At 27.5% G+C, this 17,302-nt stretch carries 14 protein-coding genes and 1 pseudogene; all 15 read right to left on the reverse strand.

Features of this window, described 5'->3' with window-relative positions:
* Positions 1 to 393, reverse strand: a pseudogene (locus tag OW763_RS00035) (beta strand repeat-containing protein); the annotation flags it as partial.
* Between the two features lie 166 nt (positions 394 to 559).
* Positions 560 to 1,873 (reverse strand): nucleotide sugar dehydrogenase, encoded by a 1,314-nt coding sequence (locus tag OW763_RS00040; RefSeq protein WP_268039000.1) that lies wholly within the window; start codon positions 1,871 to 1,873, stop codon positions 560 to 562.
* A gap of 135 nt (positions 1,874 to 2,008) precedes the next feature.
* Positions 2,009 to 3,334 carry a lipopolysaccharide biosynthesis protein RfbH gene (rfbH, locus tag OW763_RS00045; protein WP_268039002.1) on the reverse strand — a complete coding sequence of 442 codons (1,326 nt, stop codon included), beginning with the start codon at positions 3,332 to 3,334 and terminating at the stop codon, positions 2,009 to 2,011.
* Between the two features lie 43 nt (positions 3,335 to 3,377).
* Positions 3,378 to 5,135: a thiamine pyrophosphate-binding protein gene (locus tag OW763_RS00050; RefSeq protein WP_268039003.1), complete on the reverse strand. Its 1,758-nt coding sequence runs from the start codon at positions 5,133 to 5,135 to the stop codon at positions 3,378 to 3,380.
* 17 nt (positions 5,136 to 5,152) lie between these two features.
* Positions 5,153 to 6,100 (reverse strand): NAD-dependent epimerase/dehydratase family protein, encoded by a 948-nt coding sequence (locus OW763_RS00055; protein WP_268039004.1) that lies wholly within the window; start codon positions 6,098 to 6,100, stop codon positions 5,153 to 5,155.
* Positions 6,101 to 6,217: 117 nt separating this feature from the next.
* Positions 6,218 to 7,312 carry a CDP-glucose 4,6-dehydratase gene (gene rfbG / locus OW763_RS00060; RefSeq protein WP_268039791.1) on the reverse strand — a complete coding sequence of 365 codons (1,095 nt, stop codon included), beginning with the start codon at positions 7,310 to 7,312 and terminating at the stop codon, positions 6,218 to 6,220.
* Entirely contained in the window at positions 7,303 to 8,070 is a 768-nt protein-coding gene (rfbF, locus tag OW763_RS00065) for a glucose-1-phosphate cytidylyltransferase (protein ID WP_268039006.1), read from the reverse strand. Before rfbF ends, rfbG begins: the two co-directional genes overlap by 10 nt.
* Before the next feature lie 206 nt (positions 8,071 to 8,276).
* On the reverse strand, positions 8,277 to 9,224 hold the full coding sequence (locus tag OW763_RS00070; protein WP_268039008.1) for a GDP-L-fucose synthase family protein: 948 nt from the start codon (positions 9,222 to 9,224) through the stop codon (positions 8,277 to 8,279).
* Positions 9,225 to 9,272: 48 nt separating this feature from the next.
* Positions 9,273 to 10,454 (reverse strand): DegT/DnrJ/EryC1/StrS family aminotransferase, encoded by a 1,182-nt coding sequence (locus OW763_RS00075; protein WP_268039009.1) that lies wholly within the window; start codon positions 10,452 to 10,454, stop codon positions 9,273 to 9,275.
* A gap of 37 nt (positions 10,455 to 10,491) precedes the next feature.
* Positions 10,492 to 11,559, reverse strand: coding sequence for a GDP-mannose 4,6-dehydratase (gene gmd, locus OW763_RS00080; protein ID WP_268039011.1), 1,068 nt, complete (start codon positions 11,557 to 11,559; stop codon positions 10,492 to 10,494).
* Positions 11,560 to 11,575: 16 nt separating this feature from the next.
* A complete protein-coding gene (locus OW763_RS00085; RefSeq protein WP_268039013.1) occupies positions 11,576 to 12,625 on the reverse strand; it encodes a mannose-1-phosphate guanylyltransferase in 1,050 nt (349 codons plus the stop codon).
* Between the two features lie 178 nt (positions 12,626 to 12,803).
* Positions 12,804 to 13,784 carry a glycosyltransferase family 10 domain-containing protein gene (locus OW763_RS00090; protein ID WP_268039015.1) on the reverse strand — a complete coding sequence of 327 codons (981 nt, stop codon included), beginning with the start codon at positions 13,782 to 13,784 and terminating at the stop codon, positions 12,804 to 12,806.
* 24 nt (positions 13,785 to 13,808) lie between these two features.
* A complete protein-coding gene (locus OW763_RS00095) occupies positions 13,809 to 15,689 on the reverse strand; it encodes a glycosyltransferase (RefSeq protein ID WP_268039016.1) in 1,881 nt (626 codons plus the stop codon).
* A 236-nt stretch (positions 15,690 to 15,925) separates the two neighbouring features.
* Positions 15,926 to 16,195: a putative Se/S carrier protein gene (locus OW763_RS00100; protein ID WP_268039017.1), complete on the reverse strand. Its 270-nt coding sequence runs from the start codon at positions 16,193 to 16,195 to the stop codon at positions 15,926 to 15,928.
* A 119-nt stretch (positions 16,196 to 16,314) separates the two neighbouring features.
* Positions 16,315 to 17,190 (reverse strand): hypothetical protein, encoded by an 876-nt coding sequence (locus OW763_RS00105; RefSeq protein ID WP_268039018.1) that lies wholly within the window; start codon positions 17,188 to 17,190, stop codon positions 16,315 to 16,317.
* Between the last annotated feature and the right edge of the window lie 112 nt (positions 17,191 to 17,302).

Raw genomic sequence — 17,302 nt, forward strand, 5'->3', positions numbered from 1 at the left:
TACTTTAGTTAGTGTTCCTACTCTAGTTATTGTTCCTACTGTTACTAATTTTGTTATTGTTCCTGCGGTTCCTACTTTAGTTAATGTTCCCACTCTAGCTATTGTTCCCGCTGTTCCTACTTTAGTTAATGTTCCCACTCTAGTTATTGTTCCTGCGGTTCCTACTTTAGTTAATGTTCCCACTCTAGTTATTGTTCCCGCTGTTCCTACTTTAGTTAGTGTTCCTACTCTAGTTATTGTTCCTACTGTTATTATCTTTTCTAAGGTTCCTACATTAATATCTAATTCGCCATCAGAATTAACTTTAAGCGGTTGATAATTATTTCCATCATAACCATATACTGAAGATTTTAACTGCTCAGCTGAACGTTGAAATACTATATTATTAGCCAAAGTTGTTCACTCCCTATTTTTAAGTTAAATATTAAAGCACACGTTGGTACTTCAATATATAATATGAACAACAAGTAACATATGCTACAAATTCAGGACAAGCTTTTATTAATTTTAATCTTACTAAAACAAAAAGTCAGGACAAGCCTGACTTTTGTTTTGCTTATTACAATAATTCAATATTATCTTTATTTTCAATATATTTTGTCGCATTTCTTGTATCAAATATAAATTTAGAATTTTTTTGAATAAAATCATAATCATATTTACTATGAGCTGTTGTTATAACAACTAAATCTGCATTGTTTAATACTGCCTGTGTTAATTCTATTCCATTATATTCTTTTCCTTTATATTTATAAGATAATATATACGGATCATTAAAATTAACTTTTGCTCCTTCTTTTTTAAAATTTTCAATAACCTTAAGAGCAGGACTTTCTCGATAATCATCTATATCGTTTTTATATGCAACTCCCAATATTAAAATTTTTGAACTATTTAAAGGCTTTTTAAAGCTATTTAATATTTTTGAAGCTCTCTGTAAAATATATTGAGGCATGTAATTGTTTATTTCTCCCGAAGTTTCTATAAGTCTTGTATGATAATCATATTCTCTAGCTTTCCATGTTAAATAATATGGGTCAAGCGGTATGCAGTGTCCTCCTAATCCTGGACCAGGATAAAATGGCTGAAATCCATAAGGCTTGGTTTTTGCCGCTTCAATAACCTCCCATATATCTATATTCATTTTATTACATATAATTGCCATTTCATTTATTAAACCAATATTTATGTTTCTATAGGTATTTTCAAGAATTTTTTCCATTTCAGCAACCTTTGGACTAGACACTTCAAACACTTCATCTTCAAGCACATTTCTATATATAGCTGCTGCTAATTGTGTACTGTCTTTTTCTATTCCACCTACTACCTTAGGGGTATTTCTTGTCTTATAAGTTAAATTACCAGGGTCTACTCTTTCAGGCGAAAATGCTAAATAAAAATCACGCTCACATTTTAATCCTGATTTTTCTAATATAGGTAATAGTAATTCTTCTGTTGTGCCTGGATAAGTTGTACTTTCAAGAATTACTAACATTCCTTCGTGAATATATTTTGCAACAGCCTCTGTAGATGATTTTACATAACTTATATCAGGCTGTTGATATTTATCTAAAGGAGTTGGAACACATATAAAAACTATATCTACATCTTTTACAAAATTAAAATCTGTAGTTGCACTTAATTTATCCTTTTTTACTAACCCTTCAAGCTCCAAATCCACTATATCTCCTATATAGTTCTGTCCTTTATTCACCATACTAACTTTTTTTTCTTGAACATCAAATCCTATAACTTTATATCCATCTTTAGCATTTTCAACAGCAAGAGGCAATCCTACATAACCCAAGCCTATAACTCCTATAACCGCAGTTCTGTTTTGTATTTTTTTTGCTAAATTTTCTTTGTTTGTCAATTTAAGCACTCCCTTTGTATATTTAAAGTACTTCTTATTTATTAGTATATAATATGATACTATATTATATTTGTTAATATGCCCATGGGAAGTACTTAAACAGATGTTATAACTGAAAATTCTTCTATATAAAATTTAGGTAATTATATTAACCATAAATCTATCAACAACTTCAATTATATATTGAAGCATTTCATCTGTTAATGCAGGATAAACACCTAAAAAAAATGTATTTGTGAGTATATTATTTGTATTATCTAATTTATGAACAATTCTATAATTTATATTTTTATAAGCTGGGTGTTTTAATATATTACCTGTAAATAACATTCTTGTTTCTATCATATTTTCTTCAAGATAAGTAACAAATTCTCTTCGTGTAAAACCAGCATTTTTTCTTATTGTTAATGGAAATGCAAACCAAGAAGGATCAGCTTTAGGTAAAGTTATTGGAAGTATAAATTTGTCTTCATATTTTTTGAAAAAGTTATAAAGAATATTAAAATTATGTTTTCGTTTCTGTGTAAATATAGGAAGTTTTTTTAATTGTTCTATTCCAATAGCACATTGAATATCAAGAGGTTTTAAATTATATCCTATATTGCTATAAACATATTTATGATCATATCCATAAGGTAAATTTTCATACTTATGCTTAAAGCGTTTACCACAAGCTCCATTTGGATTTGGTTCTCCTGTTTGACAATAACAAGCTCTTCCCCAATCTCTTATAGATAGAGCTTGTTTATATAAATTTAAATTATTAGTAAGAACCGCTCCTCCCTCTCCCATAGTCATATGATGAGCAGCATAGAAACTATAAGTTGAAAAATCACCAAATGTTCCGCAAAGTTGATTATCATATCTAGAATCTAAAGCATCACAAGTATCTTCTATTACATAAAGATTATATTTTTTAGCCACCTCCATTATATTATCCATTTCTGCTGGATTACCTAAAGTATGAGCAAATATTATAGCTTTGGTTTTATTTGAAATAGCATTTTCTATTTTTGAAGCATCTATATTATAAGTTCCTTCTTCAATATCAATTACTACAGGAATTAAATTGTTTTGAATAATAGGATTAAATGTTGTTGGAAATGTCATAGCTGTAGTTATTACTTCATCACCAGGTTTGATTGGATTTTCAATATTAGAAGAGCAGAGAGTACTCAAGGCTATTAAATTAGCTGATGAACCTGAATTTGTTACTACTCCATATTTTATGCCCATATACTTAGTAAATTCATTAATAAATTTCCGTCCCTCTTTGCCTAATGTTAGCCAAAAATCTAAGGCTGAATTTATTACTGCAACCATTTCTTTTTCATCAAATACACGACCTGAATAATGGATTCTTGTTTTACCTGGAATAAATTTCTTATCTTGTTTTCTAACATTGTATAACTCAACTACTTTTTGTAATATTTGCTTTCTGATTTCAGATTCCTTTTCCATATAACACCTTCCTTTTAAAACTTTACATTTAAAACAACAAACTCTAAAAATCAAAAATATTATTTATTATTTCATTTTCTTTCTTTGTAATATATGGACTTATTTTATCTATAGGCTTATCAAATTCTAGTTTAGGATATACAAATGTCTGATAATCAATTTCAATTTCCACAAGAATTGGTAATTTTGAGTTCCCAAAAATTTCGTTAAATCTACTTTCCAAGTCCGACTCTTTATTTATTACTACACTATCGATTCCATAAGCTTCAGCTATCTTAGAAAAACAGCATGACTTATATCCATTTTTTTCATCCGTTGCCGCAAAATTTTTATTAAAATACAATTCTTGAAATTGCTTTATCATTCCTAAACTTTTATTATTAAATACAATTATTATTATTGGAAGATTATAAAATGAAACCATATTAAGTTCCTGTATATTCATCTGTAATCCACCATCCCCTACTATCACAACACATCTATTTCCAGTAGCAATAGATATTGCAATTCCAGCAGGCAGTGCATATCCCATGGCTGCCATTCCCCCACCGTTGATAAATCTTTGATTTTCTTTAATATCTATAACTTGTGCAGCCATCATTTGATTTTGTCCTACGTCTACACAAATTGTATCATTTTCATTTAAATTATCTGAAATAATTTTCATAACTTCATAATGCCATTTATTTTTTATATCTCTATCTAACTCTGATAATGGTGAAAAAAGATTCTTAAGAATTTCAATACCCTTCAAAAATTTATCTTTATTTTTATAAGTTTTATTTCTTTGACTACAATAACAGAGCATTTTTTCGAGGAAATCATTTGCATCTGCAATTATCTTTTCACTAGGGTGTATTCTACTTCCTTCTATTTCGGAATTATCTATATCAACCCAAGCTATTTTTTTACTCAAAAATGGTTCTATATTATTTCCTATCTGTCTTGAATCAAGTCTAGAACCTACAACCAATAGAAAATCCGATTTAGATAAAACTATGTTTCCATACCTATTGCCATACGCACCAATATATCCAGCAAAATTTCTATGATCGTGTGGAAAAGAATCTTTTCCCATTAATGAAACCAACACTGGAATACCAAGTTTTTCAGATAATTTTATAAGATTTTTTTTAGCATTAGATAAACTGCTACCTCCTCCTGATAATATAACAGGAAACTTGGAATTAACAATCATATTATATATATTGGCTATTGCTCTATCACTTATTTCATACTTCATTGAATTTATATCGTTTATGAAACTCTTTTCACAAATCTTTATTTCCTGTCTTTGAATATCCATCGGTATATCTATTAATACAGGTCCTTTTCTTCCACTTAAGGCAATACAAATAGCCTTTTTAAGTTCTTTTTCTACACTATTGACATCATCAATTAATATGCTATATTTAGTTATAGGTTTTACTAAACTTACTATATCTGTTTCTTGAAAACCTTTTTGTCGTACATTAGCTTCATATTTAAAGTTATACGTATTTACCTGTCCTGTAATAAATAATGTTGGAGATGAATCAAAATATGCATCTGCTATTCCAGTAATCAAATTCGTAGCACCTGGTCCACTTGTAGCTATAGCTACTCCCAAATTTCTTGAGTATTTTGCATAAGCAGTTGCCGAAAAAGCTGCAGCCTGCTCATGATAACACTGTATAAATTTTACACTACTGTTTTTATTTATAGAATCTATCAAGTGGGTTACTGCTCCTCCTGTATACCCAAATATATAATTAACACCTAAAATTTCTAGATATTTGATTAAGTAATCGGAAACTTTCATATTGTATACCTCCAGCTTTAACACTTCCTTAAATATAAATTTATATTATTTTTAAACCATTCAATATCTTTTAAAATTCCTTCTTTTAAATTATATTTTGGTATCCAACTAAGTTCTTTTTTCACTAAACTCATATCAGATTCCCATCTGTCTGTATCTGATCTATTTGATTTAAACACATTCCACACTGGTTGTAAATTGGGATTACATTGAGATATTATTGTTTGTACCATTTCTCGAACAGTATGTTGTTTTCCATAACCTGCATTATAAATTTTACCTTGTGTTTTTATATCAAAAGCAATGTATTTTAATAATTCAACTACATCTTCAACAAATATAAAATCTCTTACTGTATCACCACAAGCAAGTTTTGGATCTTCACCTTTTAAACAAGAAAGAATTACACTTGGAACAAGTCTTTTCTTATCTTCATAATATCCGTAAACTGAAAAAAGTCTTATTGTATTAATTGGTTTCTTTTGAGTTTTAGCAATCATATTGCAATATAATGTAGCCGTACTTTTAGTAATACCATAAAGATTAATAGGTTCTAATAGATTACATTCCCTCATAGGATTCTCTTTAAGTCCATATTCTGAAGAACTGCCTATATTTATAAATGATTTATAATCAATATTTTTGCAAGCATTTATGAGATTAATTGTTCCATTTATATTTGTTGATATTATTTTAGATATTTCGTGTTGAAAAGGATAACCGCCATAAGTTGCTAAATGAAAAATATATTCGGGGTTAATTACTTTTATTATTTTATTTAATTTATATTCATCATAAAGATCAACATAATATATTTTTACATCATTTCTTATCTTCTGTAATCTCCAAAGATTTGAAGTACTTCTGACAATTAAGTTTACATCGTATCCCTCATTCACTAAACTTTCTGCTAAACAGGAACCTACAAATCCACTTGCACCTGTTATCAATATTTTTTTATTCAAATTAACCACCTCTTTATTACAAGACAAAAAATAATTATTCTGAGATATAAACAACTTATAGTATTTTCAATAATAATTGTTAGTGAGAATTTTTATTTGCCCACTAACAATTACTTACTATACTAAATTTATATAATTTTTTATTTGTTTTAAACAAATTTCATAAGGATCTTGTATAAAAAAATTCTTATACCATCGAACAGTAAAATCTATGGATTTTTCTATACTCAATCTAGGATACCATTCCAAATATGTTTTAGCTTTTGTACAATCTAAACTTAATAACTTAGATTCATGATAATTTGAGGTCGATTGAACATTTTTCCATAAACCTTTTTCTATTGAATCTCCCTCCCAATATTGTATTAAAAAATTCACAACTTTTTTCACAGGTACTATAGATGTATAATTAGGTCCAAAATTCCAAGCACCAGAATATTTAATTCCATCTGAATACATTTTAGTTGCTAATAGCATATATCCATATAAAGGTTCAAGTACATGCTGCCATGGCCTTACCGAGTCCGAATTTCTAATTTCTATTGTTCTATTATTTATTAATGAACGAATGCAATCAGGAATTAGTCTATCTTTTGCCCAATCCCCTCCTCCTATGACATTACCAGCTCTAACAGATGCTATAGCCTTTCCATGTTCTGCATAATTTTCAGTATTCATAAAAGAATTTCTATAAGAAGCTATAAGAAGCTCAGCACAAGCCTTGCTAGCACTATAAGGATCATAGCCTCCTAATGCATCAACTTCTCTATAGCTCCAAATTTGTTCTTTATTTTCGTAACATTTATCAGTAGTTATCATTACTCCAACTTTAACAGAATCTGTATTTTTAATGCATTCCAAAACATTTAGTGTACCTATAACATTTGTTTCATATGTTTCTTTGGGAATTTTATAAGATAATCCAACTAATGGTTGAGCAGCTAAATGGAAGACTATTTCTGGTTTGTATTTATTAAAAACAAATTTAAGTTTTTCGTCATCTCTGATATCACCACGTATATCTGTCATTTTATTATTCAATTTACATACAACAAAATTGTCATTTTCTGTATAAGGATCTAATCCATAACCAATAATATTAACTCCTAATTCTTTAAGCCAAATTGAAAGCCAAGAACCTTTGAATCCTGTATGTCCTGTAATTAAAACTGTTTTTCCTTTGAAAAAATCTCTAATTTTATTTATATCCATACTTTCCAAGGGGTATCACCACTCTCACAAAGTTTGTTTAGCCTTTGAACATCTTTAAAAGTATCTATTGCAGTCCAAAAACCTTTGTGTTCATATACAGCAAGTTCATTAGCTTTACTTAAATTTTTTAATGGTTCTTCTTCAAAGGCACAATCATCCTCTGGAAAATAATTAAAAATTTTTTTATTTAAAACCATAAAACCTCCATTTATAATATCTTTTAATACAGGTTTTTCACTAAAAGATGTTACTATACCATCTTTAAATTTTAGTATTCCAAAAGGCGAAGTAGGATGCACACCTGTCAACGTTGCAATTTTTCCTTTTTTCTTGTGGTATTCTAAAAGCTTATTAATATTAACATTACTTAATCCATCTCCATAAGTTAACATAAATTCATCCTCTTCTATATACTCTTTTATCTTTTTTATTCTACCTCCAGTAAGAGTTTCGAAACCTGTATCTACCATTGTTATATTCCACTGTTCTTCTTTTAAGTTATTACATATTAAATTATTATTAGTAATATTTAATGTAATATCATTATTTCTCCAATACATTTCCATAAAATATTGTTTTATCATTTCCCCTTTATATCCCAAACATAATATAAAATCATTAAATCCAAAATAGGAATATATTTTCATTATATGCCATATAATCGGTTTCCCACCTATATTCACAAGAGGTTTAGGACGATACTCTGTTTCTTCTCTCATTCTTGTACCTTTACCTCCACAAAGTATTACAACTTTCATAATATCACCTGCAATTTTATTTAATCTTTTTCAAAATTAATGTTTCTTTAAATAAATTTTTATACTTACATTTCTCCATTACATTATATTATTGCATTAAAATTTATGTGATTAATATATATTATCTTTATTCTTCTAATTACATAATCATTCAAAAAAGAATACCTCTCTAAGGTATTCTTAATGATTTCTTTAATACAATTATCTTATTTATAACTTTTAGTACTCTTAATTTTATTCAAGTACCAATTATAAGTTTTTACTACTCCATCATAAAGTTCTGTTTTGTACTTCCAGCCTTTCTTATCTAATCTTGATACATCTAGCACTTTTCTAAACATACCATCTGGTTTAGTAGTATCAAATTTCAATTTTCCTTCATAGCCTACAACCTTTTTAATAGTTTCTGCTAATTCTTTAATTGTTACATCTTTACCTGTGCCTACATTTATAAATTGACTTTCATCATAATTCTCCATTAAAAACAACGCAGCATCAGCCATATCATCAACATACATAAATTCTCTATATTGATTTCCACCACCCCAAATTTCAACAAATGGTATTTTGTTCATCTTTGCTTCATATATTCTTCTTATTAGTGCTGGAATAACATGAGCAGACTTTAAATCAAAATTATCATTTTCTCCATATAAATTACAAGGCATTATACTTATATAATTTACTCCATATTGCTTATTATAAAACTCACAAGCTTTTAATCCCGCAATTTTAGCAATTGAATAACCTTCATTCGTAGGCTCCAAACATCCTGAAAGTAAGTATTCTTCTTTTAATGGCTGTTTAGCATTTTTAGGATATATACATGAACTACCTAGAAAAACTAATTTTGTTACTTTATTATTAAATGCACTTCTAATAACATTACACTGTATAATCAAATTTTCCATTAAAAACTCAGTTGGATATTTAATATTCGCTTCTATTCCACCTACTTTTGCTGCTGCAAGAATAACATATTCAGGTCTTTCTTCATAAAAAAATTCTTCTACTTTTGCTTGATCAATTAAATCTAATTCTTGCCTAGTTCTTACTATTATATTTTTATATCCTTCTTTTTTCAACTTCCTTACAATAGCCGAACCTACCATACCATTATGTCCTGCTACATAAATTTTATTATTCTTCTCCATACTTCATCTCCCTACAAAAACATCTTACTTTTTAATTAATTTTCCAACTTACAAACCATTATTTTGTAAATCTTGTATCAACCCACAAATTCTTTGCAATTTATCTATTATATTATAATGATGATTTCCAATAAAAAGTCCTCTTTCATGAATATAGTCAGAATTATCTAAGCTATTATAAACACTATAATCAAAATATTCTATAACTTTGTTTTTAGTAAAATTTCCAGCAACTATTGGTCTACATTCTATTCCATTTCTATTAAATAAATTAATTAAATCTCCTCTAGAAAACAATGCATTATCTTTAATAATTATTGCAAACCCAAAATATGAAGATTCTCCTATTGATTTCTGTATTCTTATATAATCAATTTTAGAAAATAATTTCTCAAATACTTTACCATTTTCCCTTCTTTTTTTTATAATAATATTAATTTTTTTTAACTGTTCTTTTCCTACAGCCCCTTCAAATTCTAGAGGGCGAACATTATATCCTGGTAATATAAAATTAAACGCTTCATAAAATTCTTCATCCTTCTTACTATAAATTTCACTTGTTTTAGATAATTGTCTAGTCCATCCATGTGCTCTTAAACATACAAGTATATCTCGTAATTCTTTATCATCAGTAACTATCATTCCACCTTCCATTGTAGAAATGTGGTGTGAAAAGAATGTACTAAATGTACCCATTATTCCAAAAGTTCCAGTAAATTTGCCTTTAAATTTTGCTCCCATTGACTCACAATTATCTTCTATTAAAATTAAATTATATTTATTCACTATTTCTTCCAATCTATCATATTCTATAGAATTCCCTAATAAGTTAACAGCAAAAATTGCTTTTGTATTTTTAGTAACTGCTTTTTCAACTTTATCCAAATCAATATTTAATGTATCTAAATCAATATCTACAAATCTGATTTTCAATCCATATTGCTGTAAAGGGAAAAAGGTAGTTGCCCATGAAACAGCTGGAACAATAACCTCATCTCCCTTTTTTAAATTATATTTACTTGAAAAAAGCAGTGCAGCAACAGCTAATAAATTAGCTGATGAACCTGAATTAACCATTACTGCATATTTTGTTCCAAAATAATTTGCAAATTCTTCTTCAAATTCTTTTACTTCTTTTCCCATAGAAAATCTATTAGAATTAATTACTCTTTTAATAGCCTTATATTCTTCATTATCCCATGTTGTTGTAGCTAATGGTAATTTAATCATAAAAGCCACACTCCCCTAAAATATGAAATTTTATTTTTTACTCCAATGTCCTTCTTATATACTCTAACTCTTTTCCTGTTATTTCTTTACAATCAGCTTCAATCATCATATGAATTAATTCTTTAAAATTCACTTTTCTCTTCCACCCCAATTCTTCTTCAGCTTTTGAAGGATCTCCTAACAACATTTGAACCTCAGCAGGTCTAAAATATTGAGGATTAACTTCGACTAAAATCTTGCTTGTTTTCTTATCATAACCTTTTTCTTCTATTCCTCTTCCTTTCCACATTATATCTATTCCAACTTCTTTGAATACAGCTTCAACAAACTCTCTTACTGTATGCGTTTCATTCGTTGCAAGTACATAATCTCCTGGCTTTTCTTTTTGAAGCATTAACCACATACCTTCTACATAATCACCAGCAAACCCCCAATCTCTTTTAGCATCTAAGTTACCAAGTGAAAGAATATCTTGTTTAGCTACAGCAATACTAGCTACTGCTCTTGTAATCTTTCGCGTAACAAAAGTTTTACCTCTTCTTGGTGATTCATGGTTAAACAATATTCCATTACAAGTAAAAAGACCATATGCTTCTCTGTAATTTACTGTTATCCAATATGAATATAACTTTGCAGCAGCATATGGACTTTTGGGATAAAAAGGAGTATTTTCATTTTGAGGATCCATTCCTGGAATCCCTCCAAAAAGCTCAGATGTAGAAGCTTGGTAAAACTTACATTTAACTCCACACTCTTTTATAGCATCTAATATTCTTAGTGTACCTAATGCATCAACCTCAGCTGTATATTCTGGAACATCAAATGAAACCTTAACATGACTTTGAGCACCTAAATTATAAATTTCATCTGGTCTTATTTTTTCAATTAATCTATTTAAATTACTTGAATCTGTTAAATCACCATAATGAAGAAATAATTTTACATTCCCTATTTTAGGATTTTCAAATAAATAATCTATTCTTTTTGTGTTAAATATACTTGCCCTTCTAACTATTCCATGAACTTCATATCCTTTTTTTAATAAAAACTCTGTCAAATATGAACCATCTTGTCCTGTTATACCTGTTATTAAAGCTTTTTTCATAGCTTTATCCCCCATTCTAACCTACTGTTTCTTTTAATTCTTTTATATTAACCAATCTATCTTTTTTACCAATTATTATTACTCCATCATTTTCAACTACATAAATATCATTTACTCCATCAATAATAATAGATTTGCTATTAGAAACTATTATATTATTTCTTCCATCTATACTTTTCACATTTCCTATACTTACATTCCCATTACAGTCCTTTTTCTTACATCTTTCTAGCGCACTCCAACTCCCTACATCATCCCATCCAAAAGCACTTGGAATAACATAAATATTATCTGCTTTTTCCATAATTCCATAATCTACGGATATACTATCAACTTGAGTATATTTTTCTTCCAAAGATTTTTGATACTCTTCATCAGATAACTCTGTTATTTCTCTAAGAATATTAAAGGTATTTTCTAAATACAGCTTTGTAAGTCTTAAAATATTTGATGTTTTCCATATAAACATTCCTGCATTCCAAAGATAATGTCCTTCCTTTAAATATTGTTCTGCCTTTTCTTTATTAGGTTTTTCAACAAATTTCTGTACCTTTCTTATTTCATGTCTGTTAATTACACAATCCATATCACTAAACTTTATATAACCATAACCTATTTCTGCTCTATTAGGCTTCATACCTATAGTCACTATGGCCTCTTTTCTTTTCTCCACAAATTCATCAGCATCCTTTAATGTTTCTATAAACTCTTCTTCGTTAACTATTAGATGATCCGCAGGTAATACAGCTATAGTTGAATTCTTGCATATTTTATTAATATAAAAAGCTGAAAGAGCTATACATGGTGCCGTATTTTTTCCAATAGGCTCCATAATTATATTTCTTTGTGGTAACTCTGGTAATTGCTCTTTTACTAAATGTATATATCTCTTTTCCGTTATTATAAAAATTCTTTCTATAGAAATTAATTTTCTCAACCTTTTTACAGTCATTTGAATCATTGTGTCTTCTCCAAGAAGCTTCAAAAATTGTTTAGGTCTGGATTTAGTTGAAACAGGCCAAAATCGAGTCCCTTTACCTCCTGCCATAATTAACGCACATAACATAAAATCACTCCCAAAATGAATACACAATCTTCATAAAGTTCTCCATATACTTAACTTTATAGTCAAATGTTTTAATTTTGTTTTCATAATAATTATATTAATCGTTGTAAATAAATGTGCATAAAAAACAACAGTCCATTAAACTGTTGTTTATAATTTATTAATTGAAGTAACTTTATCAATCCATAATTTCCTTAATTATATTTTCTGCAAAACCCTTTGCACTAAATTTTTGTATTTGTTCACTTTTTATAAACGCTGAAATTGCATCTATATATTTAATGTATTCATTCTGCGACATATTCTTAATATAATCATATAATTCTTTATACGTACTAAAATCTCTTTTATCTATAAAAGTATTTTTAGGTATTGAATCTGTAATATTAGTAACTCCCCAATAAATTGGTATACATCCTGCAAAAAAGCAATCAAATATTTTTTCCGTAATATACCCATTTATACCTGTTGCATTTTCATAGCAAATACAAAATTTATACTTCTTTAATATTTTATTTTTTGACTCTATTCTACCTTTATAAGAAGGATAGTTATTATTATCTATTAAATTTCCATTAAAACCAACAATCATCTTATCCCAATCAATTCCATATAAATCAAAATCCTCTATATGATTTTCTTCAAACCACCGAACTGCTTTAATTCTTTCACTATATAATTCTAAAGGATGAATTCTTAGTTTATGACCTGCTATCATAGTACAAAGTTTTGATTTTGAATTAATATCAAAATTAATTGATACAGGAATCTTATTGGGCCAATAATATTTAATATACTTCTTTTTATCTACTAATTCATCATTCCATGTAAATATTTTTTTAAAACACTTATGATTTTCCTTTATATAATTCTCTGGTTTTATAAGTGATGATTCCATAAGAATTAAATATAAATCTTTAGAAATTAAATTGTAATCATATCTTATATTACAACTTGGTATATCAATAAAGATTATTTTGTCGTACTTTTCAATAGGATACATATCCAATGTGTCAATACTACTATTCATTTTATTAAGTTTATTTTTTAATATTACAATAGGATATTCCATATTCTCTCCTATCGAATATCTAGCTGGATTAAATAGTGAATTTTTTTTATTATATATCTCATAACAATTAATTATTCCTATCTGCATATTCTTTACCTCTCATAAACAATTTTATAAATTTGATTGTTCTTTATCATGTAAAAGTTTTATTCTCATACTATTTAATGTCGTTGTATTCTCATCTGATAAGTACTTATCTTCTTTTAAAATCAAATCAATCATTTCTAGTTTCTCATCTGAATTATTATTTTTTTGTAATGAATATAAAGAGCTTGTAGTTGCATTTTTATAAGATATCTTTATATCTTCTTTAGAAAATTCATTATCATTTATAAATTCTCTTAATAATTTATAAAAATCTCTTACCCTTGAAACACTTGCTATTGTTTTAGTTGTTGCTGATTGTGAATGAATTCTAAAGTAAGACAGTATTCTGTTCATAAAATAAAAATTTCCTTCTCGTGCTAATCGAACCCATGCATGATAATCATGCATATACTCATATTCATCGCTGAATCCATTAATTTTATCTATTGTTTCTTTTCTAATTAAAATGTTTGAAGGTGCTCCAATTAAATCTCCATACATAATTAATACTTTAAAAAGATATTTCCCATCATATTTTCCCTCGCCAATATTAACTAAATCCCCACTAATAATACGGTTATTTTCATTAATTTGTCTAAAATTATTTGCTACAAAGTTAACATCTGGATTTTGTTCTATTATCTCTGTCAATATTTTCACATTGTCTTTTTCTAATATATCATCAGCAAACAAATATTTTACATATTTTCCATTAGCCATTGACAAGCATTTATTCAAGTTAGCTAAATAACCATCATTAGAAGAATTTTTATGAAGTTTTATTCTTCTATCATTAAATGATTCAATAATTTTAACAGTATTATCAGTAGAACAATTATCGCTAATAATAATTTCTATGTTTTCATAACTTTGTTGTAATGCAGTTATTATAGCTTGGTTTATGAATTTTTCACCATTGTATACAGGTATGCAAATACTTACTAATGGTAATTCGTTACATTTTTCTTCATAGTTTTTTTGAACTAAATATTTTATTAATAATTTTATATTTACAATATTATTATCTAATGAATATCTTTTAGTAATAAAATCTCTATATTCTTTAGAATTATATTCATCGCTACTAATCATTTTTACTGCTTCATCTATTGTATTCCAAACATACTCTTGAGGATAAATTGTTTTTGCTCCAACAAAATTATGCACAATAGGTTTAATTCCCTTACTTGCTGCCTGCATAACACTCATATTTTGTGATTCAAGTACACTTGTACATAATATATAGTTCTTGTCTTCTAGCCATTTATCAATATTATCCTGCCACCCATCAAATATAACATTATCTTCAAGTCCCATTTCTTTAGCCATCTGTTGAAAATATAATACATATCTTTCTTCATTAAATCTGCCTGCTATATACAGCTTATATCTATTATCTCTGTCAAAAATTGCTTTAAATACATGAAATAACAGCATAGGTCCTTTTTTAAAATCTATATACCCTATAAAAGCTATATTGAATCCCTTTTCTCTTTCCTTATAATCATACTTATCTAAATCAACACCATTTGAAATTACTATTGTTTTTTCCTTTTCAACTTTTACTTTACTTAATACATTATTTCTTATATGCTCTGCCACAAATATAATCTTATCAACAGTATCCCAATTAACTTGAGATATATTATTTGTAAAAGCTTCGTAACTGTGTATTCTACATATAATCTTTTTTTCTTTTGCTATTTCTAATTTACTTCCATATATAATAAGTGCATCACACCATTCAAACCAGCATACATCAGCCCATTTCATACCTTCATCAATTTGATTATAATATTTAACAATAACTTTTTTTGTATCATATTTTTCAGATAAAGCATTAATTATATCATTTATGAAGCTATCTAAACCAGGTAAAACAAAAAAAACAATTTTCTTTTTCAATAAATTTCCTCCTTAAAATTAATATCGTTTTGTTAAGTTATATGAATATTGATGAAATTGTAATAACCTTACCATTAGTAATATCACCTATTATTCTTATCTAATAAATTGTAATACAATATAAGTTTATGCTTATTATTATCAAGATGTGTAATATATTAAAAAGTTTAAATTTTTCTTTTAAATAACTGTAATTTTAAAAATAAAAATCCTTACATTATCAATCAATGTAAGGATTAATTTTTACTTTTTATATAATATAAACTATTACCTATATATTTTTTTTGGTATATACTTCTTACTTTTATATCTTTTTCTATTATAGTTTTTTTTGCCTCATCTATATTTTCTTTTTTTACTCTTACAGCCCTAGCACACCCTGCTGATATTGTACATGGTGTAGAAATTATTTTTACATTATATCCTTTTTCTTTTAATGTTTTATATAAAACTATGCTGTGATTGGCAGAATCAAAAACTATTATATAGTCTTCCTCTCTTTTCACTTAGCAGCACCTCTTTTTTTATCCACAATAACTTAATTTATTTTGCTGCTATAAATACTGTTTATCAACGTATTTACAAATGTTTAATAAACTTCATGCCTTATATTAAATTTATACAATTAACACTCAGGTTCACTGCTTGGTGGATCAAATTCATCATATGGGAATTCTAAATCATTAAAGTATGAACATGGATCTCCTGGTGTAATTTGTACACAATCTGGTAATTCTCCACAGCCTTTAGCTGGTACTGATATATTAACTAATCTATATAATTTTATAATAGTAAACAAACCAATAGTTACTCCAAATATTGTATATGTTGTTGTATCCTCAGTAATAGTTCCCATATTAGGTCCTAATGCACTTGCTTTTGCCTGCACTAATACATATGGAGAATTTTGTGGACCATATGCACCTTGATTAGAAAATAAGTTAGACCCAATGTAAACTCCTCTTTGACCTATTCCACCAAATAATACTATTTCTTTTTCATACAAACTGTATGCACAAGCATATTCTTTTTGTGCTGATCCTGGTGGATTTGGCGTTATATTAATTACGTTTCCACCACTATCATAAAATCTTAATTTATAAGTAAATTTATATAGTATTGTAATTTTCCAATATCCATCATTATCATATACACTCAATGGCTCTTCCTTAATTATTTTTATTTCCTCAATTCCAAAACTTTCATCTACTACATTTACAGAACTAACCCCAGTTGGTAATGAAGCATCATATTTAATCAATTGGTCCTTTGGAATATTTACAATTTGATCTCCTATTTTGTAAATTCCCTCTTCTTCATTACAATATGAACCTTTAATAGGTATAGATTCAACTTCTGATTCTCCAGGAATAAAATCTGGTCTTAGGCAATCTTGTTGTTTACATCTACCATATACTTTTGCTGCAATTATACATTCATATTGTGTAATGTCGTGATCACTGTGCCTATATCCATCATTAATTTCTAAGTTCTCTTGCATACAATATCCTCCTTTATAAGAAATTATCAAAAATAATTCCCACCAAGTATTATCTTACAATAACATATTATGTATTAAAGTAAAATTTGTGATTAGTATTATATATTTTTAT

The organism is Clostridium aestuarii, from assembly GCF_026735135.1.
Lineage (GTDB): Bacteria > Bacillota > Clostridia > Clostridiales > Clostridiaceae > Clostridium_H > Clostridium_H aestuarii.